This window comes from Streptomyces sp. NPDC034103 (genome assembly GCF_055575395.1).
Genome location: NZ_JBVISS010000013.1, coordinates 193710 through 219595 on the forward strand (window position 1 = coordinate 193710; position 25886 = coordinate 219595).

General features: G+C 70.9%; 26 protein-coding genes. 10 read left to right on the forward strand and 16 right to left on the reverse strand.

Going from position 1 to position 25886, the window contains the following annotated elements; genetic code table 11:
• The 3 genes from ACZ56U_RS28915 to ACZ56U_RS28925 all read right to left on the reverse strand — a co-directional run bounded on the left by ACZ56U_RS28915 (position 1) and on the right by ACZ56U_RS28925 (position 2726).
• On the reverse strand, positions 1-726 hold the full coding sequence (locus tag ACZ56U_RS28915; protein ID WP_469086896.1) for a methionine ABC transporter permease: 726 nt from the start codon (positions 724-726) through the stop codon (positions 1-3).
• Positions 723-1754, reverse strand: a complete 1032-nt coding sequence (locus ACZ56U_RS28920) for a methionine ABC transporter ATP-binding protein (protein ID WP_469086897.1) — start codon at positions 1752-1754, stop codon at positions 723-725. Before ACZ56U_RS28920 ends, ACZ56U_RS28915 begins: the two co-directional genes overlap by 4 nt.
• Before the next feature lie 321 nt (positions 1755-2075).
• Positions 2076-2726 (reverse strand): HAD family hydrolase, encoded by a 651-nt coding sequence (locus tag ACZ56U_RS28925; RefSeq protein ID WP_469086898.1) that lies wholly within the window; start codon positions 2724-2726, stop codon positions 2076-2078.
• 217 nt (positions 2727-2943) lie between these two features.
• Here ACZ56U_RS28925 and ACZ56U_RS28930 point away from each other — a divergent pair, with 217 nt between their 5' ends.
• Both ACZ56U_RS28930 and ACZ56U_RS28935 read left to right on the forward strand, forming a co-directional pair.
• Positions 2944-3303, forward strand: a complete 360-nt coding sequence (locus ACZ56U_RS28930; protein ID WP_469086899.1) for a hypothetical protein — start codon at positions 2944-2946, stop codon at positions 3301-3303.
• Positions 3284-3733, forward strand: coding sequence for a hypothetical protein (locus ACZ56U_RS28935; protein WP_469086900.1), 450 nt, complete (start codon positions 3284-3286; stop codon positions 3731-3733). The genes ACZ56U_RS28930 and ACZ56U_RS28935 overlap by 20 nt, the downstream gene beginning before the upstream one ends.
• On the opposite strand, the gene ACZ56U_RS28940 is transcribed toward ACZ56U_RS28935, so the two are convergent.
• The 3 genes from ACZ56U_RS28940 to ACZ56U_RS28950 all read right to left on the reverse strand — a co-directional run bounded on the left by ACZ56U_RS28940 (position 3723) and on the right by ACZ56U_RS28950 (position 6009).
• Entirely contained in the window at positions 3723-4220 is a 498-nt protein-coding gene (locus tag ACZ56U_RS28940) for a GNAT family N-acetyltransferase (RefSeq protein ID WP_391242148.1), read from the reverse strand. The genes ACZ56U_RS28935 and ACZ56U_RS28940 overlap by 11 nt on opposite strands.
• Before the next feature lie 45 nt (positions 4221-4265).
• Positions 4266-4772: an RNA polymerase sigma factor gene (locus ACZ56U_RS28945; protein WP_469086901.1), complete on the reverse strand. Its 507-nt coding sequence runs from the start codon at positions 4770-4772 to the stop codon at positions 4266-4268.
• 73 nt (positions 4773-4845) lie between these two features.
• Complete coding sequence (locus ACZ56U_RS28950; RefSeq protein WP_469086902.1) at positions 4846-6009, reverse strand: glycerophosphodiester phosphodiesterase; 1164 nt, start codon at positions 6007-6009, stop codon at positions 4846-4848.
• A gap of 398 nt (positions 6010-6407) precedes the next feature.
• Between ACZ56U_RS28950 and ACZ56U_RS28955 the strand changes: the two genes are divergently transcribed.
• On the forward strand, positions 6408-7082 hold the full coding sequence (locus ACZ56U_RS28955) for a lysophospholipid acyltransferase family protein (RefSeq protein WP_469086903.1): 675 nt from the start codon (positions 6408-6410) through the stop codon (positions 7080-7082).
• 63 nt (positions 7083-7145) lie between these two features.
• Here the strand turns inward: ACZ56U_RS28955 and ACZ56U_RS28960 are convergent, their stop codons facing one another.
• From ACZ56U_RS28960 to argH, 4 genes are all read right to left on the reverse strand, one after another.
• Entirely contained in the window at positions 7146-8672 is a 1527-nt protein-coding gene (locus tag ACZ56U_RS28960; RefSeq protein ID WP_469086904.1) for an MFS transporter, read from the reverse strand.
• Positions 8669-9220, reverse strand: a complete 552-nt coding sequence (locus ACZ56U_RS28965; RefSeq protein ID WP_469086905.1) for a TetR/AcrR family transcriptional regulator — start codon at positions 9218-9220, stop codon at positions 8669-8671. Before ACZ56U_RS28965 ends, ACZ56U_RS28960 begins: the two co-directional genes overlap by 4 nt.
• A gap of 85 nt (positions 9221-9305) precedes the next feature.
• Positions 9306-10277: an aldo/keto reductase gene (locus ACZ56U_RS28970; RefSeq protein WP_469086906.1), complete on the reverse strand. Its 972-nt coding sequence runs from the start codon at positions 10275-10277 to the stop codon at positions 9306-9308.
• Between the two features lie 155 nt (positions 10278-10432).
• On the reverse strand, positions 10433-11863 hold the full coding sequence (gene argH, locus ACZ56U_RS28975) for an argininosuccinate lyase (RefSeq protein WP_469086907.1): 1431 nt from the start codon (positions 11861-11863) through the stop codon (positions 10433-10435).
• 245 nt (positions 11864-12108) lie between these two features.
• Between argH and ACZ56U_RS28980 the strand changes: the two genes are divergently transcribed.
• From ACZ56U_RS28980 to ACZ56U_RS29005, 6 genes are all read left to right on the forward strand, one after another.
• Entirely contained in the window at positions 12109-12987 is an 879-nt protein-coding gene (locus tag ACZ56U_RS28980; RefSeq protein ID WP_469086908.1) for a hypothetical protein, read from the forward strand.
• Positions 12988-13218: 231 nt separating this feature from the next.
• Entirely contained in the window at positions 13219-13806 is a 588-nt protein-coding gene (locus tag ACZ56U_RS28985; RefSeq protein ID WP_391242120.1) for a pyridoxamine 5'-phosphate oxidase family protein, read from the forward strand.
• Positions 13807-13809: 3 nt separating this feature from the next.
• The gene (locus ACZ56U_RS28990) at positions 13810-14511 is read left to right on the forward strand and encodes a L,D-transpeptidase family protein (RefSeq protein ID WP_469086909.1); all 702 of its coding nucleotides are present in this window, start codon (positions 13810-13812) and stop codon (positions 14509-14511) included.
• A 124-nt stretch (positions 14512-14635) separates the two neighbouring features.
• On the forward strand, positions 14636-16018 hold the full coding sequence (locus tag ACZ56U_RS28995) for a ferredoxin reductase family protein (protein WP_469086910.1): 1383 nt from the start codon (positions 14636-14638) through the stop codon (positions 16016-16018).
• A gap of 29 nt (positions 16019-16047) precedes the next feature.
• On the forward strand, positions 16048-16848 hold the full coding sequence (locus ACZ56U_RS29000) for an FMN-binding protein (RefSeq protein WP_469086911.1): 801 nt from the start codon (positions 16048-16050) through the stop codon (positions 16846-16848).
• A 55-nt stretch (positions 16849-16903) separates the two neighbouring features.
• Positions 16904-17641, forward strand: coding sequence for an FAD:protein FMN transferase (locus ACZ56U_RS29005; protein ID WP_469086912.1), 738 nt, complete (start codon positions 16904-16906; stop codon positions 17639-17641).
• 148 nt (positions 17642-17789) lie between these two features.
• Here ACZ56U_RS29005 and ACZ56U_RS29010 read toward each other — a convergent pair whose 3' ends face one another.
• From ACZ56U_RS29010 to ACZ56U_RS29035, 6 genes are all read right to left on the reverse strand, one after another.
• Positions 17790-18335, reverse strand: a complete 546-nt coding sequence (locus ACZ56U_RS29010; RefSeq protein ID WP_469086913.1) for an arginine repressor — start codon at positions 18333-18335, stop codon at positions 17790-17792.
• Positions 18336-18355: 20 nt separating this feature from the next.
• Positions 18356-19543, reverse strand: a complete 1188-nt coding sequence (locus tag ACZ56U_RS29015; RefSeq protein ID WP_469086914.1) for an acetylornithine transaminase — start codon at positions 19541-19543, stop codon at positions 18356-18358.
• Positions 19540-20448 carry an acetylglutamate kinase gene (gene argB, locus ACZ56U_RS29020; protein ID WP_469086915.1) on the reverse strand — a complete coding sequence of 303 codons (909 nt, stop codon included), beginning with the start codon at positions 20446-20448 and terminating at the stop codon, positions 19540-19542. Before argB ends, ACZ56U_RS29015 begins: the two co-directional genes overlap by 4 nt.
• Positions 20445-21596: a bifunctional glutamate N-acetyltransferase/amino-acid acetyltransferase ArgJ gene (gene argJ, locus ACZ56U_RS29025; RefSeq protein WP_469086916.1), complete on the reverse strand. Its 1152-nt coding sequence runs from the start codon at positions 21594-21596 to the stop codon at positions 20445-20447. The genes argB and argJ overlap by 4 nt, the downstream gene beginning before the upstream one ends.
• Complete coding sequence (gene argC / locus ACZ56U_RS29030) at positions 21593-22621, reverse strand: N-acetyl-gamma-glutamyl-phosphate reductase (protein ID WP_469086917.1); 1029 nt, start codon at positions 22619-22621, stop codon at positions 21593-21595. The genes argJ and argC overlap by 4 nt, the downstream gene beginning before the upstream one ends.
• Before the next feature lie 209 nt (positions 22622-22830).
• A complete protein-coding gene (locus ACZ56U_RS29035) occupies positions 22831-25308 on the reverse strand; it encodes an alpha-L-arabinofuranosidase C-terminal domain-containing protein (protein ID WP_469086918.1) in 2478 nt (825 codons plus the stop codon).
• Positions 25309-25442: 134 nt separating this feature from the next.
• On the opposite strand from ACZ56U_RS29035, the gene ACZ56U_RS29040 reads away from it, so the two are divergent.
• Positions 25443-25886 (forward strand): DUF6314 family protein, encoded by a 444-nt coding sequence (locus tag ACZ56U_RS29040; RefSeq protein ID WP_469086919.1) that lies wholly within the window; start codon positions 25443-25445, stop codon positions 25884-25886.

Here is a 25886-nt window from a genome sequence, read left to right on the forward strand (position 1 = left end):
TCAGACGGTCTTGGTGTCCGCCGTGGCCGCCTTCAGCAGCCGCAACTTCGGCTCGGCGCCGCCGCGTCCGCCCCGGCTGTACAGGGAGCGGGCGGCGTAGTCGCCGGCGAACTGGATGAGCGAGATCACGACGGCGAGGATCGCCACGGTGATCCACATCAGCTCGGTCTCGAAGCGCTGGTAGCCGTAGCGGATGGCGATGTCGCCGAGGCCGCCCGCGCCGACGGTGCCGGCCATGGCGGAGTAGCCGATGAGGGCGACGATCGTGGTGGTGGTGCTGGCGATCAGCGAGGGCAGGGACTCGGGGACGAGGACCTTGCGGACGATCGTCCAGGTGTTGCCGCCCATCGACTGCACGGCCTCCACGAGCCCGCCGTCCACTTCGCGGACCGCCGTCTCGACCAGGCGCGCGAAGAACGGGATGGCGCCGATGGCGAGCGGCACGATCGCGGCCTCGCGGCCGATGGTCGTCCCGGTGAGGGAGCGGGTGAAGCCCATCAGCGCGACCATCAGGATGATGAACGGCATCGAGCGGGCGACGTTCACGACCTGCCCGATGACCCTGTTGGCGAGGACGTTCTGGAGGAGTCCGCCCCGGTCGGTCAGGACCAGCAGGACGCCGAGCGGGAGGCCGCCGACGACGGCGATGGCGGTGGACCAGCCGACCATGTAGAGGGTGTCCCAACACGCCTGCTCCAGCAGGGGCCGCATCTCGGACCAGGTCACTTGGCACCTTCCTTCACCAGCAGGTCTTCGCCGACGACATCGATCTGGAGGCCCTGTTCGCGCAGGAAGCCGACCGGCACCACGTTGTCCTCGTAGCGGCCGGGCAGTTCGATGCGCATCCGGCCGACCTGGAGGCCGCCGACGGTGTCGATGGCGGCGCCGAGGATCGATATGTCGATGTTGTACGTGCGCGAGAGCTGGGAGATGACCGGCTGGGTCGCGGCCTCCCCGTGGAAGGTGACGTCGACGACGGTGCGGTCGTCGCCAGTGGCCTCGCCGCCGACCGGGAAGAGCGCGGCGGCGAGTTCGGAGCCGGGGGTGGCGAGCAGCTCGCTCACCGTCCCGGACTCGACGATGCGGCCGTTCTCCATGAGGGCGGCGGAGTCGCAGATCGACTTCACGACGTCCATCTCATGGGTGATGAGCAGGACGGTGAGCCCGAGCTGCCGGTTCAGGTCGCGCAGCAACTGGAGGATCGAGCGGGTGGTCTCCGGGTCGAGGGCGCTGGTGGCCTCGTCGGAGAGCAGCACCTTGGGGTCGCCCGCGAGGGCGCGGGCGATGCCGACTCGCTGCTTCTGACCGCCGGAGAGCTGGGCGGGGTACGCCCTGGCCTTGTCGGCGAGCCCGACGAGGTCGAGGAGCTCCAAGGCCTTGCGCGAGCGCTCCTTGCCGGACTTCCCGAGGATCTCCAGGGGCAGTTCGACGTTGTCCTGGACGGTCCGGGAGGACAGCAGGTTGAAGTGCTGGAAGACCATGCCGATACGGCTGCGGGCCTGGCGGAGTTCGCGGCCGGCCCGGGGACCGCGCCCGGCGAGGGCGGTGAGGTCCTGCCCGGCGACGGTGACCGTGCCGGCGGTGGGGCGTTCCAGCAGGTTGACGCAGCGGATCAGCGAGGACTTGCCGGCGCCGGACTGCCCGATGACGCCGTAGACCTCGCCTTCGCGGACGTGGAGGTCGACGCCGTCGAGAGCGGTGACCTCGCGGCCGCGTGAGCGGTAGACCTTGGTCAGGCCCGATGTGGTGATCACTGGGATTCCATCACTGTCGAGATCCGTACGCGGGCGTGGGTGTGCCCTGGTACGAGAGGAACGGGTGTGCGCGGGGCAGCACGGTCACGTACGGCGGAGCACGTACGGACATGCCACGGCTGCTCGCTTCGGGGCGCGAGGCTCAGGTGGTGCGGGGGCCCTCTAGAAGGCGCACATTCGACACATACAACGAGCACCGGGCGTCAGGGTCGCCTCGGTCGCAAAGGTGCGGCAGCTCGTCGTGGTCATGGAATCAGTAAAGCAGACGTATGGTCCTTACCAACCGCGGTTGTCCGCATGTTGGACACCGGCGGACAGGGTTCAGGGGCGGACGGAGATCTCCACTCCGGCGTCCGTGACCAGGGCGGACAAGGCCGAGAGGTTCTCGACCACCAGGTCGGCGTCGACCTCGTGGGCCTGGTGGGTTGTGGTCAACGCCACGGTGGTCATACCGGCCGCGCGACCGGCCCTGAGACCGGCGGGGGCGTCCTCGAAGACCACGCAACGGGCCGGGTCCACGCCGAGCACGCGGGCGGCCAGGAGGTAGGGCTCGGGGTCGGGCTTGCCGCGTGTCACGTCCTCGGCGGCGACGAGGGTCTTGGGCAGGATGCCGACCGCGTCGAGACGGGCCTCGGCGAGCCGCCGGGTGGCGGAGGTGACGACGGCCCAGCGGTCGACGGGGAGGGAGTTGAGGAAGTCCTTGGTGCCGGGAAGCAGCTGGACCCCGCCGTTGGGCACGTCCTGCACCTCCAGCGTCTCGATCCGCGCGACCGCCTCGGGCACGATCTCGGCGGGCAGCAGGTCGGCGGCTATCTCGGCGGCGGTACGACCGTGCAGCTCGACCCGCCCGAACTCCTCGGCCGCGATCCCGTACTCCCCGGCCCACTGCCGCCAGCAGCGGTCGACCGAGGCGAGGGAGGAGACGAGGGTGCCGTCGTTGTCGAAGAGCAGGGCTTGCGCGTGGATCGTCATGGTCCAGACCCTACGGGGGCGGGGGGACTCGTCCGGTCGCCCCCGTACCCGCCGCCGCTGGAGCCTCGCTCGAGCGTTGCTGGAGGGGGCCGGAACGGGTCCGCCTTGCGTTCTCGCCGGTGGGGCCGGGACCGCGGGCCCGTCCGGGGCGGGCGGGCCGGTCCGGTGGTCGGGCCCGCGCGCCGGGGGTCCTGTCCTGCGTAATAAGCTCGCCGACATGCTTGATGCCCTGACGCTCGTGACCGGCGTCGCCGCGCTCGTGCTCGCCGCGTGGTGCGGCTGGGCGGCCTACCGTGACGAGCCCACGAAGGACTGGCACTTCATCGGGATGGGTGTGGTGTCGCTGCTGGCGCTCGTGCAGCTGGTGGTGGGGATCGTGCAGCTGGCCCGGGGCGAGAAGCCGGAGCAGGGGACGACGATCTTCGTGGCGTATCTGCTGGGCGCGTTCGCGTGCGTCCCGGCGGCGGGGCTGATGTCGCTGACCGAGCGGTCCAAGTGGGGCTCGGTGACGGTCGCGGCCGGCGGTGTGGTGCTGGCCGTGCTGGAGGTGCGGCTCTATGACATCTGGGGAGGCTGAGGTGACCGTGACGGAGGGCGAGTCGACGAGGAACCGGCTGGTCAGCGGGCCGGGCACCCTGCTGGTGTGGCTGTACGGCGTGATGGTCGTCGGCGCGGTGTCGCGCTCGGCCTACCAGATCGCGACCGAGTTCGACCGGGCGCCGCTCGCCTACTCGCTGTCCGCCCTCGCCGGCCTGGTCTACGGCTTCATCACCTACACCCTGGTGCGCGGCGGGGAGACCGCCCGCAAGGCGGCGCTGGTGTGCTGCGCCGCCGAGCTGGTGGGTGTGCTGACGGTGGGGACCTGGACGCTGGTGGAGCCGTCGGCGTTCCCCGACGCGACCGTCTGGTCCGACTTCGGCATGGGGTACGTCTTCATCCCCGTACTGCTGCCGCTGTCGGCGATCTTCTGGTTGCGCAAGGCCCGGACGGCTCCCGCTACGCCGTAGCGGCGTACGTCCCCGCGGGCTTCTCCAGGATGATCATCGGGACGCCGTCCGCGCCCTTCGAGGTGCCGACCGCCTCGTAGCCGACCTTGCGGTACAGGCGCAGGTTGCCCTCGCTGCGGTGGCCGGCCTCCAGGCGGAACCTGGTGGCGCCGCGCTGTTCCGTCAGGGCGGACTCCGCCGCCCGGAGGAGGCGGGCACCGATGCCGTGGCCCTGGAGGCGGGGGTGGACGCAGAGTTTGCCGATGGCGGCGGAGCCGTCCTCCGTGGTGCGGCCGCGCACCGAGCCGACCACTTCCTCGCCGAGCCGCGCCACGAAGACGCAGTCCGCGGCGACCTCCTCACGGACCGAGTCCAGTGTCTGGACGAGCGGATCGATGCGGTAGTTGCCGTACAACGCCGCCTCGCTCTGGAAGCACAGGTACTGGAGCCTGAAGATCTGCTCCGCGTCCTGCTCGGTCGCCACCGAGATGGTCACGCTCATGCCCATGTGCGCACGCCTCCCGCTCACCTGATCGCCTGTCGTCCCTCACTCCTATCCCCGCCCTCCCCGGGCCGCAACCTCCGGTGTGAGCAAACGTCGGAGACAACCCAGGCATCTGGAACGTTCCGGGCCGAGACTGCCCTGTGAGATACCCAACTCCCCCGCGATTTCCCGGTACGTGAGGTCCATCGGGGAGAGCAGCGCCTCCATGAGCCTCGGGCAGCGGCCCGGCAGTCGGTGTACGGCGTCCCGCAGGGCCCGGCCGCGGGCCGCGGCGAGGGCGAGGTGTTCGGGGGTGCGGTCCGCGTCGTCCGCGGGCTCGGCCTCATACGGCCGTTCGATCCGCGTCGTACGGCGGGTGCGGCGGGACTCGGAACGGACCGCACGGCGTAGCCACCCCTGCGGGTCCGCGGGCGGCCGGTCGGCGTCGAGGCGCTCCAGGAGCCGGAGCCAGACCGCCTGCTCCAGATCGCCCGGTTCCGTACCGGTGGCATGTGCCTCGGCCGAGGCCTCGGCGGTGAGCAGGGGACGCAGGGAGGTGAGCAGGTCGTGCGACATATGCCTGACGACGCGGCCGCCCGGGCGGGGGTTGCCCGGACGGCCGTATGTCACCCCAACCGGGGGCGGGCGCTCAGCCGTTGACGAAGTCCTCGCGGGCCAGCAGGCCGGTGTCCGGGTTGTCGGTGAAGACGCCGTCGATGCCGGTGGCGAAGTACGCCTGGTAGGCGCCGAAGACGTCGCCGTAGGCGTCGACGTCGGTGCCCTTGCGGAAGTTCGTGGGCAGGAAGGGGTTCTCGTTGCGCATGGTGTAGGGGTGCAGGATCAGCCCCACCTTGTGCGCGTCGGCGACGAGCGTGGTCGGCGTGGTGAGGTTGCCGTTCGCGTCCTTCGGGATGACCAGGTCGAGGGTCGGCCCGATGCCCTGGGCATAGCCCGCGATCTCCCGGAGGCCCTTGGGTGTGATCAGGTCGGCGACCGTGCGCGGGTCGCCCGTCTCGACGAAGTCCCAGGGGCGGCTGTTCGCGGCGGAGAGCAGGACCACCAGCGGGTTGTCGACCAGCGTGTTCAGGCGCTGGATGCTGGTCGGCTCGAAGGACTGGAGGATGACCGGCGAGTTCCGCCTGTCCTTGCCGTACTTGCGCAGCAGCTTAGCGACCCGCTCCTCCAGGCCGAGGCCCAGCTTGCGGAAGTACGTGGGGTGTTTGGTCTCGGGGTAGATCCACACCTGGCGGCCGCGCTTGCGGGTCTGCTCGTCCTGCCACTTCAGGACCTCTTCGAAGGTGGGGATGTCCCAGCGCCCGTTGTAGAGGGTGTTGTGGGGGCGGTTGGCCGGGATGCGCTCGATCGCGCGCAGCGTCTTCAGCTCGGCGAGGGTGAAGTCCTCGGTGAACCAGCCGGTGACGGGGACCCCGTCGAGCACCTTGGTGGCCTTGCGGTCGGCGAACTCCTTGTGGTCCGCGACGTCCGTCGTGCCGCCGATCTCCGGTTCGTGACGGCAGACGAGGTGACCGTCCCTGGTGGGCACCAGGTCGCCGGCCTCGACGACATGGGCGCCGAGGTCGAGGGCGAGCTGGTACGAACCGAAGGTGTGCTCCGGCCGGTAGCCGCTGGCGCCCCGGTGACCGATGATCGTCGGCACGGGCAGGCTCTTCACGCCTCCACCATGGCGCGCCTCGCCCGCTCTCGCGGTACCCGGCAGGCCGAGCACGGCCCCGCTCGCGCCGAGCACCGCGGCACCCAGGAGCGCCCGCCGCCCGGTCCCGCCCGCCTGCTCGTCCGAGTCCTGCGTTCCCATGAGGCCCTCCCTGCGTCGGCTCTTCAGTGCGGCCCGATCGTAGGTGCGTGTACATGACTGACGGGAGACCTTCGGGGGAACACGCGGGTGACGCTGGATGTCACCCGGGAGGGGCACACGGGCGAGGCTGGATGTCGCACGGGAGGGACACGCGGGTGACGCTGGATGTCGCACGGGAGGGCCGAGGTGACGGACCATCAGAGGCGGGGGCGAGTTCCGTCACACCATGGCCGTCAGGTTACGGGCCGCGCGGCGCACGCCCGCGCAGGTGAACCAGCGTCAACACCGTGTAAGACCTCGGTGAACCCGGCCCACCCGATGTGCACGACCCCGGTAACCGCGAGTATCGTCCTCACCTGCACAGACATATACCGATTCACTTGACACCGGAGGGTCCGTTGTCCCGCTTCGCGCTCATCAAGGCAGTGCTCGGACCGATCATGCGCCTGATGTTCCGCCCACAGGTGGAGGGCGCGGAGCACATCCCGGGAGACGGCCCGGTGATCCTCGCCGGCAACCACCTCACGTTCATCGACTCGATGATCATGCCGCTCTTCTGCGACCGTCAGGTGTTCTTCATCGGCAAGGACGAGTACGTCACCGGCAAGGGTTTCAAGGGCCGGCTGATGGCCTGGTTCTTCACCGGCTGCGGCATGATCCCGGTCGACCGGGACGGCGGGCGCGGCGGGGTCGCGGCGCTGATGACCGGCCGCCGGGTGCTGGAGGAGGGCAAGGTCTTCAGCATCTACCCCGAGGGCACCCGCTCCCCCGACGGCCGGCTCTACCGCGGGCGCACCGGCATCGCCCGGCTCGCCCTGATGACCGGGGCGCCCGTCGTGCCGTTCGCCATCATCGGCACGGACAAGGTGCAGCCGGGGGGTGCGGGCTTCCCGCGGCCCGGCCGCGTCACCGTCCGTTTCGGGGAGGCGATGGAGTTCTCCCGGTACGAGGGGATGGACCGGGACCGCTATGTGCTGCGGGCGGTGACGGACTCCGTGATGACCGAGGTCATGCGGCTGTCCGGTCAGGAGTACGTGGACATGTACGCGACCAAGGCGAAAGAGGCCGCGTAGCACGTCGGCCGCGGGGCGGCGGGGGCTGGTCGCGCGGTTCCCCGCGCCCCTGAGGTGCGTCCTCTAACCGGCGTTTTCCAGGCGCTGTTCCTTCAGCATGAACCAGGCCGCCACCGCCGCTGCCAGCAGGACCGCCGCTCCCAGGCCCGTCGCCAGTGACAGGCCGTCCACGAAGGCCTGCCGCGCCGAGTCCAGGAGTGCCGCCGACTGCTGCGCCGGCATCCCGGCCGCCGCCTCCACCGCGCCGCCCAGCGACTCGTGCGCCCCGTCCGGTGTGCCCACCGGGCCCGTGAAGTCGCGGTACACGCCCGTCACGACGGAGCCCAGTACGGCGATGCCCAGGGCCGCGCCCAGTTCGTAGGCCGTCTCCGAGACCGCCGACGCCGAGCCCGCCTGTTCCTTCGGGACGCTCGACAGGATCACGTCCGCCGTCACCGTGAACGAGAAGCCCGCGCCGATGCCGACGACCAGCAGGGAAGCGCCCAGCAGCGGGTAGCCCGTCGACTGGTCGATCACCGTCAGGGAGGCCAGGGCGAGGCCGACCGCCGCCAGGCCGCCCGCGACCACCGAGCGGACCGAGAAGCGGCGGGCCGCGCGGCCGGCGAGCAGGCCCGCCGCCACCGCGCCGATCGCCGCGGGCAGTTCGGCCAGGCCCGCCTCCAACGGGCGCCTGCCCTGCACGAGTTGCAGGTACTGCGAGAGGAAGAACACCAGGCCCGACAGGCCGAGGATGGTCAGCAGGTCGGCGAGGACCGCCGCGCTGAAGCCGCGGTTGCGGAACAGCCGCATGTCCAGCAGCGGGGTCGGCAGGGTCAGCTGGCGGCGGACGAACCAGATCAGCGCGCCCGCGCCCAGCAGGGCGACGGCGGCGGCCTCGCCGCTGAAGCCGTGGGTGGCGGTCTCCTTGACGGCGTAGACCAGGGCGATCATGCCGACCAGGGACAGGGTGACGCTGAGCATGTCCCACGGGCCGGGGTTCGGGTTCTTCGACTCCGGCAGCATCTTGACGCCGACGACGACCAGGACCGCCATCACGGGCAGGTTGATCAGGAAGACCGAGCCCCACCAGAAGTGTTCGAGCAGGAAGCCGCCCACTATCGGACCGATCGCCGTGCCGGCGGAGGCGGTCGCACCCCAGATGCCGACGGCGAGGCTGCGTTCGCGCGGGTCGTGGAAGAGGTTGCGGATCAGGGCCAGGGTCGCCGGCATCAGGGTCGCGCCCGCCACGCCCAGCAGGGCACGGGCGAGGATCATCAACTCGGGTGTGGTGGCATAGGCGTTGAGGACCGAGATCGCACCGAACGCCGTGGCGCCGACGAGCAGGATCCGCTTGCGGCCTATGCGGTCGCCGAGGCTGCCCATCGAGACGAGCAGACCGGCGATGACGAACGAGTAGACGTCGCCTATCCACAGCAGCTGCGTGCCCGAGGGCTTCAGGTCCTCGCTGATGTAAGGGGTCGCGAGACCGAGGACGGTCGCGTCGACGGCCACCAGCAGCACGGCGAGGACCAGGACGGACAGCGCGAGCCAACGACCCGGGCGCTTGGTCACCGCCTCGGTCGTCGACGCCGGCCGCAGGGTGCTGGTCATGGTTGCTCTCTCCGTAGTGCGCCGCCGAGCAGCAGCTCGGTGATCATGAAGGTGAAGTCCTTGCGGGCCACCCGGCCCTCCGACACCGCCCAGGCGCCGGAGGCCAGCAGGCCGTACACCGCCTCGGTGAGCCAGACGGGGCTGAGGTCGATGCGGAACTCGCCGCTTTCCTGTCCGCGCCGGAACAGCGCGGAGATGCGGTGGTCGATCCGGGTCCAGCCCGCGTTCTGCTCCCCGCCCTCGAACAGCTGGTTCTCGCTGTAGAGGAAGGCGAGCAGCCCGGCGGCCGGTTCGATCTCGCGCACCAGCCGCCGCACGGCGTCGCTCGCGGGCCCCTCGTCCGGGCGGGCCGCGTCCAGGGCGGCCTCGCACTCCGCGATGCCGAGCGCCTCCAGCGCCCGCACGAGCGCGTCCCGCCCGGCGAAGTGCCGGTGCAGGGTGGCGCGGCTGAGCCCGGCGGCCTTCGCGACCTCGTCCATGGTCGCGGTGGATTTGCGGGTCAGCAGGGCCGCGGCGCTGCGCAGCACATGGTCACGATCGACAGCCATGAGACAAGAGTAGCCCATGTGAGACATTGATGTCTCATCACGGGCATGGCCGTCTCAGGCTGGGGTGACCGGCGCTTCCGGTCCGTCAGTGCCAGGGCAGCTGCCCGCGCCGCTCCCAGTACGTGCGCGGCTCCTCGGCCAGCGTGGCGAGGCGCGCCAGTTGGTCCTCGTCCAGGTCGACGACGGCGGCGTGCAGGTTGGAGGCGAGCTGTCCGAGGGTCGCGGCGCCGGAGAGGACGACGCCGGCCCAGGGGCGGCGAAGGATCACGGCGAGGGCGACCGCGTCGCAGCCGAGCGAGGTCTCGGCGGCCACGGCCTTCAGGGCGTCCGGCGCGTGGGCGGCGGCGAGCCTGCCGTTGGCCATGCCCTCCTTGACGATGACCGTGAGCCCGGCGTCATGGGCCTCGGCGAGGGCGGGGGCGGCCGAGGTCTCCAGGATGTTGTACGTCGACTGCACGGTACGGAAGAGAGGCTCCCCGTCGACCGTCACGGCGAGGGCGGCCCGGATGGCGTCGGCCTGGGCGGGGCCGCTGGTGGAGAACCCGATGCTCACGCCCGCGGCGGCCGCCTCCGCCAGCCTGGCGTGCAGCTCCTTGTCGGCGAGGGCCGGGCTGTCCGGGGTCACCGAGTGGATCTGGTACAGGTCCAGGCGCTCGCCGAGCAGCTCGGCGCTCTCGGCGCGCTGACGCTCGTACGTCGCGAGGCTGTGGTCCTTGACCTCGTGCCGCTCGGCGTCGGTGGTCCAGCCGGCGGTGTAGGTGTAGCCCCATTTGCTGCCGATGACCACGTCGTTCCGGCCGGGATGCTTGTCGAGCCAGTCCGCGAGGAACTCCTCCGAGCGGCCGTAGGAGCGGGCCACGTCGATGTAGCGGACGCCCTGGGCGTAGGCGGCGTCGAGGAGTTCATGGGTGCGGGTGCGCAGGGCGTCGACGGTGCGGTTCTCTCCGAGGTCGTCGTCCCGGCCGAGGTTGATGTAACCGGGGCGCCCGACGGCTGCGAGTCCGAGTCCGATGTGGCAGGTGGGGGTGGTCGCCGTAGCCAGGCGGGCGAAGGGCATCGCGGGCTCCGTTCGGTCGGGTCCGGTGACGGTCTGGGACCCAACGTAACGCGCGATGACCTCCGGCGAGGGAGCCGCGCGCCCAGGAGCTCGGATGGTCACGGCTCCTGGGCGGTGCGGGCTCACCGTGGTCTGACGTGCGGTTCCCCGCGCCCCTAAGAGCGCTTCTCCGCTGCCCACTTGTGCTGCGCGGCCACGTCCGCCTTGACCTCCGCCAGCTGCACCGCCACCGCGCTCGGGGCCGTGCCGCCGCGACCGTTGCGGGAGGCCAGCGCGCCCGGCACGTTCAGGACCGAGCGGACCTCGGGCGTCAGATGCGCCGAGATCTTCGCGAACTGCTCGTCCGTCAGGTCGCCCAGTTCCTTGCCCTCGGCCTCCGCGACCTTGACGCACTCGCCGGCCACCTCGTGGGCCACGCGGAAGGGCACACCCTGCTTGACCAGCCACTCGGCGATGTCGGTGGCCAGGGAGAAGCCGGCCGGGGCCAGTTCCTCCATGCGCTCGCGGTTGACGGTGAGGGTGGCCATCATGCCGGTGAAGGCGGGGAGCAGGACCTCGAGCTGGTCGCAGGAGTCGAAGACGGGCTCCTTGTCCTCCTGGAGGTCGCGGTTGTAGGCGAGCGGGAGGGCCTTCAGGGTCGCCATCAGACCCGTCAGGTTGCCGATCAGACGGCCGCTCTTGCCGCGGGCCAGCTCCGCGATGTCCGGGTTCTTCTTCTGCGGCATGATCGACGAGCCCGTGGAGAACGCGTCGTGCAGGGTCACGAAGGAGAACTCCTTCGTGTTCCAGATGATGACCTCCTCGGCGATCCGGGACAGGTTCACCCCGATCATCGCCGTGATGAAGGCGAACTCCGCGACGAAGTCACGGGAGGCCGTGCCGTCGATGGAGTTGCCGACGCTGCCGCGCTCGAAGCCGAGGTCCTTCGCCACCGCCTCCGGGTCCAGGCCGAGACTGCTCCCGGCCAGGGCTCCCGAGCCGTACGGCGAGACGGCCGTGCGCTCGTCCCACTGGCGCAGCCGCTCCGCGTCCCGGGACAGGGCCTGGGCGTGCGCGAGGACATGGTGGGCGAAGAGCACCGGCTGGGCGTGCTGGAGGTGGGTGCGGCCGGGCATCGCCACGTCCGGGTGCGCCTCCGCGAGGCCGACCAGCGCGTCCTGGAGCTCGGCGATCAGAGCGCCGATGATCCGGGCGTGGTCCCGCAGGTACATCCGGAACAGGGTCGCGACCTGGTCGTTGCGGGACCGGCCGGCGCGCAGCTTGCCGCCGAGGTCCGGGCCGAGACGCTCCAGCAGGCCGCGCTCCAAGGCGGTGTGGACGTCCTCGTCGGCGATGGTGCCCACGAAGGAGCCGTCGGCGACGTCCGCGGCGAGCTGGTCCAGGCCCTCGGTCATCCGCGTCAGCTCGTCGTCGGTGAGCAGGCCCGCCTTGTGCAGCACGCGCGCGTGGGCACGCGAGCCGGCGATGTCGTAGGGCGCGAGGCGCCAGTCGAATTGCACGGACGCGGACAGTTTCGCCAGGGCCTCGGCGGGGCCGTCGGCGAAACGGGCGCCCCAGAGCCGTACGTCACCGCTGTTGCTGCTCACTTGCACTGCTCCTAGAGGGGTCGGGGTGCGTCTGCGCCGGATCATGCCGCGTTCACTGTCACGCATGAGTACCCACCTGAGTACCTGCATGAGTATGCAGTGCACTGCATGATTCGTCAATTCAGGATCCTCCGGCATGGATTTGAAGATCCTTTGAACAAGTGAAACCGCTTACCCGTACCTCTCCCCGAACGCAGGCGCCGCGTTTGTAAACGACGACACCCCGACCCTTGTGAGGCATCCGCATGTCCAGGGCTCTTCCGAAGTACAACAAGCGCCGCGTCGCGTTGATCGGCGGTGCCACCGCCCTCGTGCTGACCGGTGCGGTGATCGCCGGTTCCGCCCTCGCCGGGGAGAGCTCCAAGAGCGGCGGTGCCACCGACGCCCGGACCCTGGCCTCCCCCGGCACCATCTCGTGCCCGGACGTGGCCTCGAAGCTCCCCGCGATCCCCGCCACCGCACAGGCCGAGGTCACCCGCAACCTCACCCTCCTCCAGACCCAGATCGCCGAGGCCAACAAGCGACTCGTCGACACCGTCGGACAGGGCGGCCCCAACTTCGTCCAGAACGCCATCCTCGGCCCGCTCAAGGACAAGCGGGTGGCCACCGTCAACCGCATCGCCACCGCCATCGGCCGCACCGCCGCCAAGCCCCAGGGCCTGGACGCCCTCGCACCGTGCTCCCTGAACGCGGGCGGCGCGGCCGGGAACGGCGCGAACACCGGCGCCGGCCAGCAGGGCAACGGTCAGGGGGCGAACAACGGGGCCGGCCAGCAGGGCAACGGTCAGGGCGCCAACAACGGGGCCGGGAACAACGCCGGGAACGCCGGTGTCGGCACCATCTCGTGCCCGGACGTGGCCTCCAAGCTCCCCGCGATCCCCGCCACCGCACAGGCCGAGGTCACCCGCAACCTCACCCTCCTCCAGACCCAGATCGCCGAGGCCAACAAGCGACTCGTCGACACCGTCGGACAGGGCGGCCCCAACTTCGTCCAGAACGCCATCCTCGGCCCGCTGGCGGACAAGCGGAAGTCGACCATCGACCGCATCGCCATCTCCATCGGCCGCACCGCCGCCAAGCCCCAGGGTCTGGACGCCCTCGCCACCTGCACGGTCACCAAGTGACGTGACAGGTGCTGTGGCCGCCCCGAGTTCAGCGCCGGCCGGGGCGGCCACGGCGATGTCCGGGCCAGACCCCGGCCGGCCCCGAGACGGGCGCTTCCGAGGCGGGTGTCCTTGAGGCGGATGCCTCCGGGGCGAATGCCGCCGACGCGGATGCCCCCGAGGCGGATGCCTCCCAGGCCAATGCGGCAATTCCTTAGACAGACAAAAGAGTTGCTCCCATAATCGTTAGACATGGGAAAGACCTACGCACGCATAGACGGCCGGCTGCGCGACTTCATCGAGGCGCAGCCCCTCTTCTTCACCGCGACCGCCCCTCTCTCCGGCGACGGCACGGTCAACCTCTCCCCCAAGGGCCTCAAGGGCTCCTTCGCGGTCCTCGACGAACTCACCGTGGCCTACCTGGACTTCGCCGGTTCCACCGCGGAGACCGTCGCGCACCTGCGGGAGAACGGCCGGATCACCCTCATGTGGTGCGCGTTCCAGGGGCCGCCCAACATCGTCCGGGTGCACGGGCGCGGCGAGGCCGTCCTGCGCGACGACCCCCGCTTCGGAGAACTGCTCGGCCACTTCCCCGACATCGACCCCAGCCTGCACGGACTGCGCGCGATCATCGTCGTGACCGCGCAGACGGTCCGCGACTCCTGCGGCTACGCGGTGCCCTTCATGACGTACGACGAGGACCGCGACCTGCACGCCAGGCGCTTCGCGCGCGAGGACGACGCATCACTCAGCGCCTACTTCGCCAAGAAGGAGCACATCGCCACGAGCCTGGACGGCCTACCCGGGCTGCCGTTGCCGCTGCCTCCCTCTACCGTCTGAGCCATGGGCTCCCCCACCGTCGCCACGGCCGTCGTGACCGCGTCCCTGCTCGTGCTCACCGCCGCGTCCGGCGGCGGGCCGCCGCTGCCCGCCCGTATGGCCGACACCGGCGGCGGCACCCAGCTGATCACCGCGGTCGCCGCGCGGAGCGGCTCGACCACCGGGACCGTCACCTGGTGGGACCTGCGCGAGGGACGGTGGGTGAGGGCCGGGTCGGTCAGGGCCCGGTTCGGCGCGGGCGGGCTCGTCGAGGGCGCCGCACGCGAGCAGGGCACGAACACCACCCCTACGGGCCTCTACCATCTGCCGTTCGCCTTCGGCATCAAGGCCGCGCCGGACGGGACCTCCTACACGTACCGCCCCGTGCGCGCGAACTCCTGGTGGTGCCAGGACAACGACTCCCGCTCCTACAACCGCTGGAGCGAGCCGCGCGCCGCGGACTGCCGGGCCGCCGAGGCCGAGCACCTGGTCTCGTACCCGAAGCAGTACGCGTACGCCCTGGTCATCGGCTTCAACTACAGCCGGCCGGTGCGTGGTCGGGGCGCCGGGATCTTCCTCCATGTCAACGGCGCCGGGGCGACCGCGGGGTGTGTGTCGGTGTCCGCGGGCGCGATGCGGCGGATCCTCGACTGGGCCGAGCCCGACGCCGAGCCGCACATCGCGATCGGCACCACGAGCGGGCGTACGGCGATCACGCGGTACTGAGGGTTACCCCGAGTCACTCAAGTCCGCGTCGAACTCGAACGGACACTGAACACCCGGGCGTCGCGCCACGTACCTCTGGGCCAAGGGACCACGCCACCCCCCTTGCCCCGCTCCCGGAGGAACCGTGACCACCACGCTCGCCGGCGGCCGCGCCGCCCGCCGCCAGACGATGCGCCGCATCCGCCCGCGCCGCTCCCCGGCCGTCCCGCTGGTGATCGCCCTGTGGGCGGGCGCGGCCGCGGTGCTGTGGCTGTGGTGGGACAACACACCGTCCCTCGCGGACAACACCGCCCGGATCGTCGCCGCGGGCCGCATCACCGGTCTGCTGGCCGGCTACCTGATGGCGCTCGTGGTGCTCCAGATGGCCCGGGTGCCCGCGCTGGAGCGGCGGGTGGGCTCGGACCGGGTCGCCCGCTGGCACGCGATGAGCGGCCGCTACACGGTGAGCCTGGTCATCGCGCACGTCTTCCTCATCACCTGGGGGTACGCGCTCCAGGCGGGCAAGACGCTCGGGGACGTGGTGCAGCAGTTCATCGACCTGATCACCACCCTGCCGGACATGGGCAAGGCCGCCATCGGCACCGGGCTGCTGCTGGTCATCGCGCTGCTGTCGATCGGCGGGGTGCGCCGCCGGCTGCCGTACGACACCTGGTACCACGTGCACCTGCTCACCTACGCCGTGGTGTACCTGACGTTCTGGCACCAGATCACCACCGGCAACGAGTTCGCCGTCGAACCGGCCGCGAAGACCTTCTGGTACGGGCTGTACGGCGTGGTCACCGCGCTGGTGCTCTGGTACCGGGTGCTCACCCCGATCCGCCTCAACCTGCGCCACCGGATGTACGTCGAGGCGGTCATCGAGGAGACGCCGGGCATCGTGTCGGTGCTCATCGGCGGCAAGAAGCTGCACCGGATGGGCGCGGAGGCGGGGCAGTTCTTCCGCTGGCGGTTCAAGGCGCCGGGGATGCGGTTCAGCTCGCACCCGTACTCCCTGTCGGCGGCGCCGCGCCCGGACATGCTGCGCATCACGGTCAAGGCGATCGGCGACCACACCTCCCGGCTGCGCGAGCTGACGCCCGGCACCAAGGTGTGGGCCGAGGGCCCCTACGGCGCGCTGACCGCCCAGCGCCGCAGCCGCGGCAAGGTGCTGCTGGTGGCGGGCGGCGTCGGCATCACCCCGATGCGGGCCCTGTTCGAGACGCTGCCCGGGGCGGCCGGTGACATCACCCTGCTCTACCGGGCCAACAGCACCCAGGACCTCGCGCTCTGGGACGAGCTGGCCGCCATCGCCGACGAGCGGGGCGCGCGGCTGATGTACGCGGTGAACAGTCCGGACGGCGAGCGGCCCGACATCTCGGCGGAGCGGCTGCGGCAGAAGCTGCCGGACATCGAGGACCACGACGTCTTCATGTGCGGGCCACCCGGCTTCGCGCAGGGCGTCTACGAAGCACTGCGCGGCGCGGGTGTGCCCGCCCGCCGCATCCATCACGAGTCGTTCGAGATGTGAGCGACGGGACTTCAGGAGCTGTTCAAGCGATGAGGAAGAGTCACCCCGTACGGCGTGTCGTCCTGGCCGGCGCCGCCACCGTCTCCGGGATCGTGCTGCTGCTGGCGCTGAAGCCGGCGAGCGACCCGGCCGCCGCCTCCGCGGCGGGCGGCGCGGCCCCGCAGGCCACCGCGGCGGCCCAGGAGTCCGCGCAGGACGGTGCCCAGGGCGCCACCGGCACGGCCACCGGGGACGCCGCGCAGACCCAGTACGGAGCCGTCCAGGTCCGTATCACCTTCAGCAACAACAAGATCACCAAGGCCGAGACGGTGCAGGCCCCCAAGGGCGGCCAGAGCGACCAGATCACCGGCAACGCGGTGCCGAAGCTCAACGCGGCCGTGCTGACCAGGCAGAGCGCGCAGATCGACGCGGTCTCCGGGGCGACCTACACCAGCGCCGGATACAAGAAGTCGCTCCAGTCGGCCATCGACAAGGCGAACGCGGCGGCCGCCCCGGGCGCGGCGGGCTCGTCCACGCCTGCCCCCTCCCAGAGCCCGGGCGGCGCCGAGGCGGCCGCCCCCAAGACCGTCACCGGCTCGGTCGCCCAGACGCAGTACGGCCCGGTCCAGGTCCGTGTCACCGTCAGCGGCGGCAAGATCACCAAGGCGGAGGCGGTCCAGCAGCCCAAGGGCGGGCAGAGCGACCAGATCTCCGGCAACGCCGTGCCCAAGCTCAACCAGGCGGCGGTGGCGGCGGGCAACGCCGACATCGACGCGGTCTCCGGGGCGACGTACACCAGCGCCGGATACAAGCAGTCGTTGCAGTCCGCGCTGGACCAGGCCGGTGGCTGACACGGTGACCGGACCGTCGGAAGCTCCCGCCGCGGTGCGCCACACGGAGGAGGTCATGGGGACCGTCTTCTCCTTCGACGTCCGCGGCGGGGACCCCGAGGCCGTGCGAGCTGCCCTGGAGCGGGCGGTGGCCGGTCTGCACCGCGTCGACGCCGTCTTCAGCACCTACCGCGACGACAGCCAGATCTCCCGGCTGGCCCGCGGCGAGCTGACCGTCGCCGACTGCGATCCGGAGGTCGCCGAGGTGCTGGAGCTGGGGGCCAGGGCCGAAGAACTGAGCGACGGCTGGTTCAGCACGCGCTACGAGGGCCGGCTGGACCCGACGGGTGTCGTCAAGGGCTGGGCGGTGGAACGCGCGGCCCGCTCCCTGACGGCGGCCGGGGCGACGGGGGTCAGCCTCAACGGCGGCGGGGACGTGCAGTTGCTGGGGACGCCGGGGCCGCAGCGGCCGTGGCGGGTGGGGGTCGCCGATCCCCTGCGGCCGGGCGGACTGGCGGCGGTGGTGTCCGCGGCGGGTACGACCGAGCTGTCCGTGGCGACCTCCGGTACGGCCGAGCGGGGCGCCCACATCGTCGACCCGCGCACCGGCCGCTCGGCGGTGACCGACCTGGTCGCCGTCACCGTCGTCGCGCCCAGCGTGACCTGGGCGGACTGCTGGGCGACGGCGGCGTTCGCGATGGGCTCACGGGACGGCCTGCGCTGGCTGGAGTCGCTGCCGGACGTGGAGGCCCTGCTGATCACGGCGGGCGACGAGGTGCGGTGCACAGGGGGCCTGGCGTCCCGACTCGGGTGAGTGCCCCCACCTCGGGGGCGCCGTGACCGGCGCGCGACGAGCCACGGACGGCCCGCGCCCGGCCGCCTGCCGCCCGGCCGCCGGCCGCCTGCCGCCTGCCGCCTGCCGCCTGCCGCCTGCCGCCTGCCGCCTGCCGCAACCATCCCGTTCAGTGGCCGTTCTGTGCCAGCCGCAGCAGGTGCTCGGCGAGAGCCTGACCCCCCGTGGGGTCCCGGCTGATCAGCATCAGCGTGTCGTCCCCTGCGATCGTGCCCAGGATGTCGTGCAGCTCGGCCTGGTCGATCGCCGACGCCAGGAACTGCGCCGCGCCCGGCGGCGTCCGCAGCACGACCAGGTTCGCGGACGCCTCCGCGGAGATCAGCAGCTCCTGGGAGAGCCGCCGCATCCGCTCCTCCTTCGCCGACCCCCCGAGCGGCACCCGGGGGGTCCGGAAGCCCCCCTCACTGGGCACCGCGTAGATCAGGTCGCCGTCGGTGTTGCGGATCTTCACCGCGTTGAGCTCGTCGAGGTCCCGGGAGAGCGTCGCCTGGGTGACGCTCAGCCCGTCGTCGGACAGCAGCTTCGCCAACTGGCTCTGCGACCGCACCGGTTGCCGGTTGAGGATGTCCACGATCCGGCGGTGCCGCGCGGTGCGGGTCTGCGGCACCGCAGGCCCGCCGGCCCCGTTCTGCTCATGCTCCTGCGCCTGGCTCATCGACGTCTCATTTCTCCGGATCATCCGTCCCCGTGGGCCACGTCAAGAACGCCGGGCAGCTCCTGGAGCAGCGCCGCCACCTCGTCGTCGCCGAGGTTCAGCGGCGGCATCAGCCGTACGACATTGGGGGCGGGCGCGTTCACCAGGAAACCGGCGTCCTGAGCCGCCTTCTGCGCCTGGGGCGCGAGCGGCTCGGTGAGCACGATACCCAGGAGGAGGCCGCTGCCCCGGACATGGGCGATCAGCGGGTGCCCCAGGGCCTCGATCCCGTCCCGCAGCGCGGCGCTCTGCCGCTTGACGTTCTCGAGGAGTCCCTCGGCCTCGATGGTGTCGAGCACGGCGAGTCCGGCCGCGCACGCGACGGGGTTGCCGCCGAAGGTCGTGCCGTGGTGACCGGGCTGGAGCAGCTCGGCCGCCCGGCCGAAGGCCACGGTCGCTCCCAGCGGCAGGCCGCCGCCGAGCTGCTTGGCGAGGGTGACGACATCCGGCAGGACGCCTTCGTGGGCCTGGTACTCGAACCAGTGGCCGGTCCGGCCGATGCCGGTCTGCACCTCGTCGAGGACGAGGAGGGTGCCGGTGGCGGCGGTGATCGCGCGGGCCGCCTTGAGGTAGCCGGCGGGCGGCACGACCACGCCGTTCTCGCCCTGGATGGGCTCGATGACGACGAGGGCGGTCTCCTCGGTGACCGCGGCGGCCAGTGCCTGTGCGTCGCCGTACGGCACGTGCGTGACCTCGCCCGGCAGCGGCAGGAACGGCTCCCGCTTGGCGGGCTGGCCGGTGAGGGCGAGGGCGCCCATGGTCCGGCCGTGGAAGCCGCCCGAGGTGGCGACCATGTGGCCGCGCCCGGTGAGGCGGCCGATCTTGAACGCGGCCTCGTTGGCCTCGGCGCCGGAGTTGCAGAAGAAGACCTTGCCGTCCCGGCCGAAGAGCTGGAGCAGCCGTTCGGCGAGGGCGACGGTGGGCTCGGCCATGAAGAAGTTGGAGATGTGGCCGAGGGAGGCGATCTGCCGGCTCACGGCGTCGACGATCGCCGGGTGGGCGTGGCCGAGCGCGTTGGTGGCGATGCCGCCGACCCAGTCGTGGTACTCCGTGCCCTCGCTGTCCCAGACCTTGAGGCCCGCACCGCGGACGAGAGGGAGGCGCGGGGTGCCGTAGTTGTTCATGAGCGAGCCCTGCCACCGCTGGGTGAGCTCCTGATTGCCGGTCATACGGCATCCCCCTCCTGCGCGTCCGGCACGACCATCGTGCCGATGCCTTCGTCCGTGAAGATCTCCAGCAGGATCGAGTGCTGGACCCGCCCGTCGATGACCCGGGCCGTGTTCACGCCGTTGCGCACGGCATGCAGGCAGCCCTCCATCTTCGGGACCATTCCGGAGCTCAACTCCGGCAGCAGCTTCTCCAGTTGGGAAGCGGTGAGGCGGCTGATCACCTCGTCGCTGCGCGGCCAGTCCTCGTAGAGGCCCTCGACGTCCGTGAGGACCATGAGGGTCTCGGCGCCCAGCGCAGCAGCGAGTGCCGCAGCCGCCGTATCAGCATTGACGTTGTAGACATGCCCGTCGTCCTGGCTTCGGGCGATCGACGAGACGACCGGGATCCGGCCGTCGGCGAGCAGTGCCTCGATGGCGCCCGTGTCGATCGCGGTGATCTCGCCCACCCGCCCGATGTCGACCAACTCGCCGTCGATCTCGGGCTGGTGCTTGGTGGCGGTGATGGTGTGCGCGTCCTCGCCCGTCAACCCCACGGCCAGCGGGCCGTGTTGGTTGAGGAGCCCGACCAGCTCGCGCTGGACGTGCCCGGCCAGCACCATCCGTACGACGTCCATGGCGTCCTCGGTGGTGACCCGGAGCCCGGCCTTGAACTCGCTCACGATGCCGGCCTGGTCGAGGGCGGCGCTGATCTGCGGGCCGCCGCCGTGCACGACGACCGGCTTGAGCCCGGCGTGGTGCAGGAAGACGACGTCCTGGGCGAAGGCGGCCTTCAGGTCCTCGTCGATCATGGCGTTGCCGCCGAACTTGATGACGACGGTCTTGCCGTTGTGGCGGACCAGCCAGGGCAGCGCCTCGATGAGGATCTGGGCCTTCGGCAGTGCGGTGTGCTTGCGAGTAGTGCTCATGACGAGTACGCGCTGTTCTCGTGGACGTAGTCGGCGGTGAGGTCGTTGGTCCAGATCGTGGCGGTCTCGGACCCGGCGGCGAGGTCGGCGACGATGTGCACCTCGCGGTAGCGCATGTCGACCTTGTCGCGGTCCTCGCCGACGCCGCCGTTCTTGCACACCCAGACGCCGTTGATCGCCACGTTCAGCTGGTCCGGCTCGAAGGCGGCCTGCGTGGTGCCGATCGCGGAGAGCACGCGGCCCCAGTTGGGGTCCTCGCCGTGGATCGCGCACTTGAGGAGGTTGTTGCGGGCGATGGAGCGGCCCACCTCGACGGCGTCGTCCTCGCTCGCGGCGTTGATCACCTCGACCTTGATGTCCTTGCTGGCGCCCTCGGCGTCCCGGATCAGCTGCTGGCCGAGGTCGTCGCAGACCTGCCGTACGGCCTCCGCGAACTCCTCGTAGGTCGGGGTTACTTCGGAGGCGCCGGAGGCGAGCAGCAGCACGGTGTCGTTGGTGGACATGCAGCCGTCGGAGTCGACGCGGTCGAAGGTGGTGCGCGTGGCGGCCCGGAGCGCCTGGTCCAGTGCCGCGCTGTCGAGGTCGGCGTCGGTGGTGAGGACGACCAGCATGGTGGCGAGGCCGGGGGCGAGCATGCCCGCGCCCTTGGCCATGCCCCCGACGGTCCAGCCGTCCTTGCTGACGACGGACGTCTTGTGGACGGTGTCGGTGGTCTTGATGGCGATGGCGGCCTTCTCACCGCCGTGCTCGGACAGTTGGGCGGCCGCGGCCTCGACTCCCGGCAGCAGCTTGACCATCGGGAGCAGGACGCCGATGAGGCCGGTGGAGGCGACGGCGACCTCGCCCGCGCCGATCTCCAGCACCTCGGCGACCTTCTCGGCGGTCGCGTGCGTGTCCTGGAAGCCCTTGGGTCCGGTACAGGCGTTGGCGCCACCGGAGTTGAGGACGACGGCGGTCAGCCCACCGCTCTTGAGCACCTGCTCGGACCACAGGACCGGCGCGGCCTTCACACGGTTGGAGGTGAAGACGCCGGCGGCGGCGCGGCGCGGACCGGTGTTGACCACGAGGGCCAGGTCCGGGTTGCCGTTCTCCTTGATCCCGGCGGCGATGCCCGCCGCCTGGAATCCCTTGGCTGCCGTGACGCTCACGGTGCGACTCCGATCGTGGAAAGCCCGGTGGACTCGTCGAGCCCGAGGGCGATGTTCATGCTCTGTACGGCACCGCCCGCGGTGCCCTTGGTCAGGTTGTCGATGACGCTGATGGCGATGATGCGGCCCGCGGCCTCGTCGTACGTGACCTGGATCTGAACGGCGTTGGAACCGAGGACGGACGCCGTGGCGGGCCACTGCCCCTCGGGGAGGAGGTGCACGAACGGTTCGTCGGCGAGGGCCTTGTCGTAGGCGGCGCGGACGGACTCGGCGGTGACACCGGGCTTCGCCTTGGCGGAGCAGGTCGCGAGGATGCCGCGGGGCATCGGCGCGAGGGTCGGGGTGAAGGAGACCGAGACCCGCTCCCCCGCGACCCCGCTGAGGTTCTGGATCATCTCGGGCGTGTGCCGGTGGCCGCCGCCGACGCCGTACGGCGTCATGGAGCCCATGACCTCGCTGCCGAGCAGGTGGGGCTTGGCTGCCTTGCCGGCGCCGGAGGTGCCGGAGGCGGCGACGATCACGGCCTCCTGCTCGGCGATACCGGCGGCGTACGCGGGGAAGAGCGCGAGGGAGACGGCGGTCGGGTAGCAACCGGGCACCGCGATGCGCCTGGACCCCTCCAGCGCGGCGCGGGCGCCCGGAAGTTCGGGGAGCCCGTAGGGCCAGGTGCCGGCGTGCGGGGAGCCGTAGAACGTCTCCCAGTCGGCGGCGTCCTTCAGCCGGAAGTCGGCGCCCATGTCGACGACGAGGACGTCCGGGCCGAGCTGCTCGGCGACGGCGGCGGACTGGCCGTGGGGCAGGGCGAGGAAGACGACGTCATGGCCGGCGAGGACGTCGGCCGTGGTCTCCTGGAGCACGCGGTCGGCCAGCGGCAGCAGGTGCGGCTGGAGCGCGCCCAGCTTCTGTCCGGCGTTGGAGTTGCCGGTCAGGGCGCCGATCTCGACCTCGGGGTGCGCCAGGAGCAGCCGCAGGACTTCGCCGCCCGCGTATCCGCTCGCTCCGGCCACTGCCGCACGTACCGCCATGGAATCCTCCTCTTGGATGGCATGACTATACGTTTCGATGCACGTTTATGCAATCTCGGCAGTCTCCTCGATCACCCTCCGACCGGAAGCGCCAGTGGGACCGGCCGGCAGTGCGGTGCCGGAGAAGTGCGGCGCCCACCGATGGGCCTCGCTGCCGGCCCGGCACGCTGCGCGCCGGTGCACTCATGGCACCGGCGCGCAGTGAGGAACTACCTCTGCCGGATTCTCAGGAACGTGATCGAGTTCGCCGGGAAGGTGTACGAGAACTCGCTCGCGACCCCGTCGAACGTGGACCGGACCGGGGCGACCGGCGTCTCGGTCTGCGAGTTCACCGCGTCCGGGTCAGCGGTCAGCGTGGTGACCCGGGCCCTGGGGGCGACCTTGGCGCCGCCGAGGTCGATCGCGGTGCGGGCCGCGGTGGGCTGGGCGTTGACGACCTTGACGATCAGTTCGCCGGTCTTCTTGTCCCGCGTGACGACCTGCCGGAACGGCTCGGCGGGCTTGTCGTCGGTGAAGCTGCCCCACTCCTGGCCGTCGAGGTACAGGGTGACCTGGCGGCCGCGCACCTTCACCTCGATGTCGTAGGTACGGCCCGTCTCGATCGTGCCGGCCTTGGAGATCAGCGTGGACTTGCCGCCGTCCACGGCCTGCTCGACGGCGGACTGGGTGTTGTTCCAGCCGCCCAGGTTCCACCAGTAGTAGGTGCCGGTGTCCTTGACGCCGAACGCGACGAGGAAGCCTTCCTTGCCGGACTTCTTGGTGGCCTTCACCTTCAGGTCGTAGTCGTGCCAGTTGGTGTCGCCCGCCGACACCATGGTGTTCTCGGCGGCCACGTCGCTCTGCACGTACTGCCCGTCCTGGACGCTCCAGCTGCCGCCGCCGGTGTGCGTCCACCGCGAGGCGTCACCGGAGAAGTCGTCGCTCAGCAGGGAGTTGCCGTCCGCGTCCGTGACCTGGACGTCGTCGTAGGCGGCCGTGGTCGCCCAGGTCGACAGGCCGACGGCACCCTTGATGGGGCCGGTCAGCGACGGGGTCCCGGTGGCCGTGGAGGGCACCACGCGGTCGCCGACGTTGGTCATGAACAGCTTCTGGACCTCGTAGTTGGCGGAGTTCCAGGAGGCGTGGTTGTTGAACCAGACCAGGTCCGGCTGCCACTGGACGTAGTCCTCGTTGGCGAACAGCGGTGCGTAGGACGCGAGTTTGACGACGTCCGCGTTGCGCTCCAGGCCGGTCATGAAGGCCGCTTCGGCGAGGCCGTTCTTGAAGGCGTTGCCCCAGGAGGCGTACTCGCCGAGGAAGACCTTCGGGCCCTGTCGGTCGTAGGAGTCGTAGCGGTCGTTGTTCTGCAGGAACCACTGCGTGCTGTTGTAGTAGTGCTCGTCGACCATGTCGACGTCGGCGTCCCTGTTGAGCTTCCAGGCCGTGTCGAAGGTCGAGCCCGCGTCGTCGGGGCCGGCGTTGGAGATCACGGTGATGTTCGGGTACTTCGCCTCGATGGCGGCGCGGAACCGCGTGAACCGGGCGAAGAACGCCTCCGGCAGGTTCTCCTCGTTGCCGACCTCGAGGTGGGTGAGGTGGAAGGGCTTGGGGTGGCCCATCCGGGCGCGCACCTTGCCCCACTTCGAGGTCGCCGGACCGTTGGCGAACTCGATGAGGTCGAGGGTGTCCTGGATGTGCCGCTCGAGCAGCGCCTCGTCGTCGACGGCCTTGTTCTGGCCGCAGCCGGTGACCAGAGCGGGGACGACGGGCAGCGGCATGGCGCCGATGTCCTCGGAGAAGCGGAAGTACTCGTAGTAGCCGAGGCCGTAACTCTGGTTGTAGCCCCAGAAGTTGGAGTTGGTGGCACGCTCCTCGACCGGGCCGACGGTGTCCTTCCACTGGTAGGAGCGCTTGCGCTGCCAGCCGGAGGCCTCGCTGTAGTCCTCCATCGAGCCGGTGTTGACCAGGCAGCCGCCGGGGAAGCGCACGAAGCCCGGGTGCAGGGCGGCGATCTTCTCGGCGAGGTCCTTGCGCAGGCCGTTGGCCTGGTGCTTGTAGGTGTCCCGGGGGAAGAGGGACACCATGTCCAGGGCGACCGCGCCCGAGGAGGCCACGGTCAGCCGCCCGTCGCTGCTGGTCCGGGTCGCGGTGAGGGTGGCCCGGTACTTGGCCCAGCCGCTCTTCGTGACGGCCACCCGGCGGGCGGTGGCGAGGGAGCCGGCGGCGTCCTGGAGCGAGACCGTGAGGGTCGTGCCGCCCTCGGCGCGGGCCCACACCGAGAAGTCGTACGTCTTGCCCTCCTCGACCGGGACACCGGTGTTGTACCCGGCGTTCGTCACGGCCGAACCGGCGCCCAGGGAGAGGTAGGTGCGGTTGCGCGTGTTGAGCCGGCCGTCGTCGTTCACGACCTTTCCGGTGCCGTCGACGCTCCAGGAGGTGAGGGGCGTGTACGAGGCGTTGTCGTCGGTGGAGTACTCGAAGGACCGGTTCTGTACGAGCTCGGCGTACAGACCGCCGTCGGCGGCCCGGTTGATGTCCTCGAAGAAGACGCCGTACATCGTGTCGTCGATCTTCGCGCCCTTGGCGGTGGGGTCGACGGTGATCGCGTAGTCGGTGGTGTCCTCGGCATGGGCGGGAGCCGGCACAAGACCGGCGGCCACCAGGAAGGCGGTGGCGGCGAGGCCGAATCTCCAGCGGGTGCGTGACATGGATACTCCGCGGCTCGATGGGGAGTTGTTCGATATATCAGACACTGATCAGCACTTCGAACGGCAAGATAGGGAGGGGGTCGGCGAGCGTCAACGGGTCGCGCGGTACCGAAAGTGTCGGAGGGGAGGAAGGCATGGGTGAGATCTGGCCAGTACCGGACGTGCTGACCTACCTGACCGGGAGCTGGCGGGTGGGGCGCGCCGTGCGGGATCTGGCGAGCGGGGACACCGGGGAGTTCTCCGGCACGACACTTTTCCGCCCCCTGGACGGCGGCGGGCTCCTGCATCACGAGTCCGGCATCTTCGTCTGGCAGGGTGTCCCCCGGCCCGCCGAGCGCACCCTGCGCTTCCTGCCGGGGAGTTCGGCGGCCGAGGCCGAGGTGTGCTTCGGCGACGGCCGCTTCTTCCACACCCTCGATCTGAGCCGCGGGCACCACATCGCCGACCACCCCTGCGCGGCGGACCTCTACCGCGGCGAGTTCACCGTCCTGGACGAGGACCGGTGGCGGTCGGTGTGGCGGGTGGGCGGCCCCGCGAAGGACCTCGTGCTCACCACGCACTACACCCGCGCGAGCTGA

What these genes read in the sequence shown, in the direction of transcription:
- ACZ56U_RS28935 (WP_469086900.1), top strand. Translation starts at nt 3,284, where the DNA reads ATGACATCTGGGGAGGCTGAGGTGACCGTGACGGAGGGCGAGTCGACG.
- ACZ56U_RS29035 (WP_469086918.1), bottom strand. Translation starts at nt 25,308, where the DNA reads ATGTCACGCACCCGCTGGAGATTCGGCCTCGCCGCCACCGCCTTCCTG.
- ACZ56U_RS28930 (WP_469086899.1), top strand. Translation starts at nt 2,944, where the DNA reads ATGCTTGATGCCCTGACGCTCGTGACCGGCGTCGCCGCGCTCGTGCTC.
- argC (WP_469086917.1), bottom strand. Translation starts at nt 22,621, where the DNA reads ATGGCGGTACGTGCGGCAGTGGCCGGAGCGAGCGGATACGCGGGCGGC.
- ACZ56U_RS28980 (WP_469086908.1), top strand. Translation starts at nt 12,109, where the DNA reads ATGTCCAGGGCTCTTCCGAAGTACAACAAGCGCCGCGTCGCGTTGATC.
- ACZ56U_RS28985 (WP_391242120.1), top strand. Translation starts at nt 13,219, where the DNA reads ATGGGAAAGACCTACGCACGCATAGACGGCCGGCTGCGCGACTTCATC.
- ACZ56U_RS28990 (WP_469086909.1), top strand. Translation starts at nt 13,810, where the DNA reads ATGGGCTCCCCCACCGTCGCCACGGCCGTCGTGACCGCGTCCCTGCTC.
- ACZ56U_RS28950 (WP_469086902.1), bottom strand. Translation starts at nt 6,009, where the DNA reads ATGGGAACGCAGGACTCGGACGAGCAGGCGGGCGGGACCGGGCGGCGG.
- ACZ56U_RS29010 (WP_469086913.1), bottom strand. Translation starts at nt 18,335, where the DNA reads ATGAGCCAGGCGCAGGAGCATGAGCAGAACGGGGCCGGCGGGCCTGCG.
- ACZ56U_RS29040 (WP_469086919.1), top strand. Translation starts at nt 25,443, where the DNA reads ATGGGTGAGATCTGGCCAGTACCGGACGTGCTGACCTACCTGACCGGG.
- ACZ56U_RS28945 (WP_469086901.1), bottom strand. Translation starts at nt 4,772, where the DNA reads ATGTCGCACGACCTGCTCACCTCCCTGCGTCCCCTGCTCACCGCCGAG.
- ACZ56U_RS28940 (WP_391242148.1), bottom strand. Translation starts at nt 4,220, where the DNA reads ATGGGCATGAGCGTGACCATCTCGGTGGCGACCGAGCAGGACGCGGAG.
- ACZ56U_RS29000 (WP_469086911.1), top strand. Translation starts at nt 16,048, where the DNA reads ATGAGGAAGAGTCACCCCGTACGGCGTGTCGTCCTGGCCGGCGCCGCC.
- ACZ56U_RS28960 (WP_469086904.1), bottom strand. Translation starts at nt 8,672, where the DNA reads ATGACCAGCACCCTGCGGCCGGCGTCGACGACCGAGGCGGTGACCAAG.
- ACZ56U_RS29005 (WP_469086912.1), top strand. Translation starts at nt 16,904, where the DNA reads ATGGGGACCGTCTTCTCCTTCGACGTCCGCGGCGGGGACCCCGAGGCC.
- ACZ56U_RS29015 (WP_469086914.1), bottom strand. Translation starts at nt 19,543, where the DNA reads ATGACCGGCAATCAGGAGCTCACCCAGCGGTGGCAGGGCTCGCTCATG.
- ACZ56U_RS28925 (WP_469086898.1), bottom strand. Translation starts at nt 2,726, where the DNA reads ATGACGATCCACGCGCAAGCCCTGCTCTTCGACAACGACGGCACCCTC.
- ACZ56U_RS28965 (WP_469086905.1), bottom strand. Translation starts at nt 9,220, where the DNA reads ATGGCTGTCGATCGTGACCATGTGCTGCGCAGCGCCGCGGCCCTGCTG.
- argB (WP_469086915.1), bottom strand. Translation starts at nt 20,448, where the DNA reads ATGAGCACTACTCGCAAGCACACCGCACTGCCGAAGGCCCAGATCCTC.
- ACZ56U_RS28970 (WP_469086906.1), bottom strand. Translation starts at nt 10,277, where the DNA reads ATGCCCTTCGCCCGCCTGGCTACGGCGACCACCCCCACCTGCCACATC.